Origin of the sequence: Providencia sp. PROV076 (genome assembly GCF_028483405.1) — a bacterium.
GTDB classification, from domain to species: Bacteria; Pseudomonadota; Gammaproteobacteria; order Enterobacterales; family Enterobacteriaceae; genus Providencia; species Providencia huaxiensis.
In genome coordinates this window covers 1-5,600 of sequence record NZ_JAMPRR010000051.1, presented here as the reverse complement: position 1 = coordinate 5,600, position 5,600 = coordinate 1, and the positions used below count along the sequence as shown (strand labels likewise).

Annotated in this window: 8 protein-coding genes; all 8 read left to right on the top strand. The window is 43.2% G+C overall.

The genetic code is table 11. The features are described 5' to 3' along the window. The coding region (locus PSF67_RS21655) for a DUF4055 domain-containing protein (protein ID WP_272677601.1) at window positions 1-1,117 on the top strand (1,117 nt) is incomplete at its 5' end. Between the two features lie 8 nt (window positions 1,118-1,125). Continuing rightward, on the top strand, window positions 1,126-2,190 hold the full coding sequence (locus PSF67_RS21650; protein WP_272677600.1) for a minor capsid protein: 1,065 nt from the start codon (window positions 1,126-1,128) through the stop codon (window positions 2,188-2,190). 74 nt (window positions 2,191-2,264) lie between these two features. Then, window positions 2,265-2,951 carry a hypothetical protein gene (locus PSF67_RS21645; protein WP_221078487.1) on the top strand — a complete coding sequence of 229 codons (687 nt, stop codon included), beginning with the start codon at window positions 2,265-2,267 and terminating at the stop codon, window positions 2,949-2,951. 5 nt (window positions 2,952-2,956) lie between these two features. Beyond that, window positions 2,957-3,904, top strand: a complete 948-nt coding sequence (locus tag PSF67_RS21640) for a major capsid protein (protein ID WP_105881124.1) — start codon at window positions 2,957-2,959, stop codon at window positions 3,902-3,904. A 42-nt stretch (window positions 3,905-3,946) separates the two neighbouring features. Next, complete coding sequence (locus PSF67_RS21635) at window positions 3,947-4,324, top strand: DUF7370 family protein (protein ID WP_211889573.1); 378 nt, start codon at window positions 3,947-3,949, stop codon at window positions 4,322-4,324. A gap of 1 nt (window position 4,325) precedes the next feature. Continuing rightward, entirely contained in the window at window positions 4,326-4,697 is a 372-nt protein-coding gene (locus PSF67_RS21630; protein ID WP_110732154.1) for a hypothetical protein, read from the top strand. Between the two features lies 1 nt (window position 4,698). Further along, on the top strand, window positions 4,699-5,067 hold the full coding sequence (locus PSF67_RS21625) for an HK97 gp10 family phage protein (protein ID WP_272578234.1): 369 nt from the start codon (window positions 4,699-4,701) through the stop codon (window positions 5,065-5,067). Then, a complete protein-coding gene (locus PSF67_RS21620; protein WP_070929145.1) occupies window positions 5,064-5,432 on the top strand; it encodes a phage tail termination protein in 369 nt (122 codons plus the stop codon). Before PSF67_RS21625 ends, PSF67_RS21620 begins: the two co-directional genes overlap by 4 nt. The last annotated feature ends 168 nt before the right edge of the window (window positions 5,433-5,600 follow it).

Here is a 5,600-nt window from a genome sequence, read left to right as displayed (position 1 = left end):
GAACAGCGTAAGCGGAGGCGTTGAATATTTAGAAACCGATATTGACGGTCAAGGCCAGCCATTAACGCAAATGATAAGAGATGCTTTATCGCAAAACTTACAGCGTGGACGTGCGGGCCTATTAAGCGATTTTAGCGGGTCAGGTGTTCAGTTTGAAGCAAATAAAGGCCGCCCATATATTCGATTGTTTACAGCAAAAGAAATCATTAACTGGCGAGTGACTAACGGGAAAACATCACTCGTTGTTCTTCAATATCAAGAGCCCGTTGATACCGAAGATTTTGAGCTAAAAATGCAGAAGAATTGGATTGAGTTACGGCTTATTGATGATGTGGCCCATTCTCGCCGTTGGTATGAAGATGGCGATATAAAAGTAACAGACTGGATTGTATTGAGTGATGCTACTGGGAAGCCCTTGAGTGAATTACCGTGGTCATGGATTGGTTCTATGAACAATGACCATACCCCTGACGCCCCACCGCTTGCTGATATAGCTTACTTAAATATCAAGCATTACCAAGCCGAAGCAGATATTGCAGAGTCAGCTCACACGGTTGGTCAGCCAATGATTGCTTTAACTGGTCTAGATAATACTTGGGTGCAAGATCACCTCAAAGATGGTTTTAATGTAGGCTCACGTAAAGGTGTATTACTTCCTGTCGGTGGTGATATGAAGTTCGCCCAACCAGAAGATAGGAATATCCAAATCACGCTAGCAGAGCGCAGAGAGAAGCAAATGGCAATGCTAGGGGCTAAGTTAGTTGAGCGCGGTACATCGGCTAGAACAGCCACGCAGGCTCAGGATGAGGCACAAACAGATAACTCTGTGCTTTCATTGTGTGCTGGCAATGTGGAGCAGGCATTTAACCGAGCGCTTGGATTCTGCATTCAGTTTGCAGGAAGTGGGGAGGCGACTATTGAGTTAAATAAAGTTTACGACATTGCTCAATTAGATTCTCAAGCAATTACAGCCTTACTTGCTGCTTTACAGTCTGGTGCTATGCGAATGATTGATTTTGTTAAGTACCTGCAAAGTATCAATATTATTCCGCAAGATGAGAAAGCTGAGGATGTTATCGAAGAGATAGAATTATCTAGAGCTGACTCAATGATGTAGAGGTGAATATGCAATCACAATTGATGTTAGATAACTCAATGATGATCCAAATTCTCCTAGAACGCCTCAAAGCTGGCATTGTTGATAGTGAGGCAATGCAAAGAGAGTTAAGGGCGGCGGTTGCTAAGGCGTTAGCTAATTTCTCAGGTCAGATAACATCGAGGTCAAAACTAAATGCCATCATTGCTGAGTTAAAGCGAGAGTTATCACCAGTTTTAACCAGTTACTCTGAGTATTTATTGCAATCTGTTATCGATATCGGTGTTGAGTCAAGCCAGCTTGAAGTTGATAGCTTATCGCAGATAGTGACAAATGAAGTAAGCAAGCCTAGCCCTGAAAAAGTTGAAAAAGCCATCTTAAATGTGCCGCTGATATTAACCGCTTGGGGCGGCTCTTTGTTTCTCAAGAAATTTGTATCATCTTGGGTGAATAGTTCAGTCCAACAAGTAGAAAATCAGGCCGTTTTGGCTATGGCTGCACAAAGTAATATTCAAACTCTACAAGCCACTATTAATGGGGCTGCAATTGACCGAACGCAGGTTACAACATCGACAATATCTCGCATCACTTATAACTACCGAACAATTGCAAATACTGCTATTCAACATGCTCATACATGCGCGGCTCAGGAGTTTTATAAGGAGAATGACGATTTAATCAAAGAGGAGGAGTTCAGCGCCATACTGGACAATAAAACCTCATCTACGTGTAGGGCTTTATCTGGTAATAGATATCCGGTTGGTGTTGGTCCGATGCCACCATTGCATCCTAACTGCCGAAGTCAGCGATTACCAATTCTTAATGATAGGCTTGCGGATTTGATAATCACTAGGCCAGTTGGCAGGTCTGAATGGGGGGAAGAAAATTATTATGAGTGGTTAACTCGCCAGCCTGCAAAGCGACAAGATTTAATACTTGGGCCAACGAGAGGAAAACTATTTCGTGATGGTGGTCTGTCGCCTGAGCGATTTGCACAATTACAGCTACACAAAAACTTTAAACCGATGACGCTCAAGGATATGCAAAAGCTTGCACCTGAAGCATTTGAGCGAGCCGGAATTGAATTGAAATAACACAGACCCGCCACTGAGCGGGTTTTTTATTATCTGCGGTCAGAGGCCGCGCCATCTAAACCAGAGGTTTGACGATGTTTAAATATTTATTATCGAAAGAAGAATTTGACGCATTAACCGATGAGCAAAAGGCTTTTTACAAAGAGTCTGGCGGAAATTACCAGCTTCAAATTGAAGGTATGCCTGATATTCCTGATGTGTCAGGGCTTCAGAAAAAAGTTGATGAGTTGCTTTCTGAGAAAAAATCAGAGCAAGAGAAACGCCGACAAGCTGAAGAAGCTGCAAAGAAGGCAGCGGAAGAACAGGCTCGTAAAAATGGCGACATCGAATCATTAGAAAAAAGCTGGGCTGAAAAGCTAAAAGCACGTGAAAGCGAGCTGTTAGCACAATTACAGGAAAAAGACACAAGTCTACACACACTTTTGGTTGATAACGTTGCACAGACATTGGCCACAAAATTGGCTGGTGATGCTGCTCCGTTAATCATGCCACACATTAAATCTCGCTTATCAGTAGAAGAAGGAAAAACGCGAGTCGTTGATTCGGCTGGTCATCCGTCTGCATTCACTATTGATGATCTAGAAAAAGAGTTTCGTAGTAACCAATTATTTGCTCCAGTCATTATCGGTAGCAAAGCCACCGGAACCGGAGGTGAAGGCGGTAAAGGGAAGTCACCAGCCGGAGGCAGTGATAAACCCAAAAGCGCTAATCCATTAGTTGATAGCGCACGTGAAATCATTGCTAATATCCAAGAGGATTAATTTATATGTCTTTATACATTTTTCAAAAACAAGTATCACTGGCAGCTACCGAGCTAGTCGCTCAGGCAGTCCGTCAGTTTAATGAAGCATCTGGCGGTGCTTTGGTTCTCGGTGATGGTGACCATATTGGTGACTATATCGAGCAAACATCATGGCAATTACTTGGCGGACTGGCTCAACGCCGTAACGCTTACGGTTCAGGTAATTTGACTCCGCAAGAGTTAGGTCAAATTCTTGACCGTATGATTAAAGTCGATGGTCGTATTGGCCCAGTATCTGTTACTCCAACCATGATGAAGCGTTTAGGTAAAGATGTTACCGAGGCGTCTGCTGTAGTGGCTGCACAATCAGCTGAGGCAATGCTTCAAGATTACTTAAATACTGCTGGTGCGGCATTGAAAGCAGCTATCTCTGGTAATACGAATGCAATCACTGTTGGCGGTGATACACCATCATTGCGAGGCTTAAACAAGGCAACTCGCCCGTTTGGTGATGCATATTCACGAATTGTTGCTTGGTTGATGGATGGTGCGACGTTCAATGACTTTATGGATGAAACTCTCACCAATGCTAACAACCTGTTCCAGATTGGTAATGTTGCGATCAAGCAGGATAATTTAGGTCGTCGATTTGTTATCTCTGATATTCCTGCTTTATCTGATGCAGACAAACAGCATTCATTAGGCTTGGTTACTGGTGCAGCGGCTATTCAAACATCACCGCTTATCATGAAGGCTCAAGATGTATTAGGTCAAGAGAATATCAAGGCGTTAATGCAAGGCGAGTATGACTTTACGATTGGTCTACGTGGTTACCAGTGGAGCAAGGACAGCATTAAATCACCAACAAACGCACAAATTGAAACTGTAGCTAACTGGAAACAGATTGCGACAGATATCAAAGATACTGCAGGTGTCATGGTGTCGTTCGGTAAAGACTCAACTGGCGGTTAATTATCATAGGGGCTTCGGTCCCTTTAATATTCAGGCGGTCTCATGGCTGTAGACATAACAATCGAACAGGTTCAGGAGTTGCTTGATTCAATGGGCTTTGAGGCTCCTGATTTTATTATTGAGTCATTTATCACTATTGCAAATGGGATAGATGACTGTCTTGACGCTTCAAACTATCCAGAAAGCACGGCTAGGCTCATCAAGCTTTATGCTGTTGTTTTGATGCTGTCATCCGCCGATGTGAGAAAAACAACATCCGAACACGCACCATCAGGCGCTTCTCGCTCCTATCAGTACTTTGATGATGGTAGAAAGCAGCTTGCTAACCTCTTATCAAACTTAGATACAGCTGGTTGCACTGATTCATTGCCAATCAATAGGCCGCAAAATCTAGTTCAGTTTGACGTCTTTAGGAGTTGATATGGCGAAAATGTCTCGCTGGTCATACAAGAGTGTTGCGACTGTTTACCCGGTAAGTTATGGCGGCAGATTTGGCGATGAAATTATTTTCGGTGTTCCATACCTCATTGACTGTAATTGGGTAGCAACGAACGAAAAGGCGATGGACGCAAACGGTGGTGAGTTTATTTCACGTTTGGCATTCAACACAGAATCATTCTACAAAGGTAAGCCAGTAAGGTTGCCAGAGGTTGGTGATTACATCGCTCAGAATGACACTCGCTCAACCCTAGACCCGAGGAAAGTTGAAGGTAATAGCTCAAAAATTAAAGCTGTTGATGGCTTTGACACTCGAATGTTTAGGCAAGACCCTGATTACAAAATAAGGACTTGATATGGCAACGAGAGTTAGAGGTATTAATGAAGCTCGGGCTGCCTTATCTAGGATAGTTGGTGATATTACAGCCAATAAAGCGACAAGGGCTATGCACAGGGCGCTAGATATTGGAGGTAGGCAAGCAGCCATCTACACGCCAATCGATACAAAGACATTAATCAACTCAAGCTATAGGTCGGTTAGGGTTAACGGAACGATATTGACTGGGCGTGTTGGTTATAGTGCTAGTTATGCCGTTTATGTTCATGACCCTAGGGTTGTACAAAAGTTTAAGCGCCCAACAGCCAAGAAGCTTTTCCTTGATTCAGGTTTTGAAGAAACAAGAGAAATGATTGACGCAGCGATAATGGAGGAAATGAGATTGTGATTATTGATGATTTCCTTGACTACTTAGAGCGAGGTGGCTTAACAAATGACTTTACTGTGCAGAGGTTGCAGTGGGAAGAGAAGGCTAATACCAAAACTCAACAGTATTTAGTCATTCAACCTAATGATGGCTCTGGGCGATTTGGTGAGTTAAGCGCTGATGACTATGTGGATGTAATTCTAGTATCAGAGCAAAGCAACCCAATTCCCGCATTAACTCGCGCTGATGAAATACTCAAATATGTCGCGGCAAATCCTAGCGACTGTAATCTCAACTCAGTTTTTAATATGGGCGGGTTGCCGTCAGGAATTGTAACCACAGAAAACCGAACGATATTCAGACTCTCATTCCGCTGCTTATCATAAACAAACAAATCTCAAACTAGGTCGCCAATGTGCGGCCTTTTTTATTTATAAGAGAGGCAACATGCAAGGTTGTACTACTAGCTCAGACATCATGACTGGGCGATTGAAAACTGTCGAGTTGGCATATGGTTGTCCTGACCAGTTCCCGACTGACGAAGAGTTAAAACT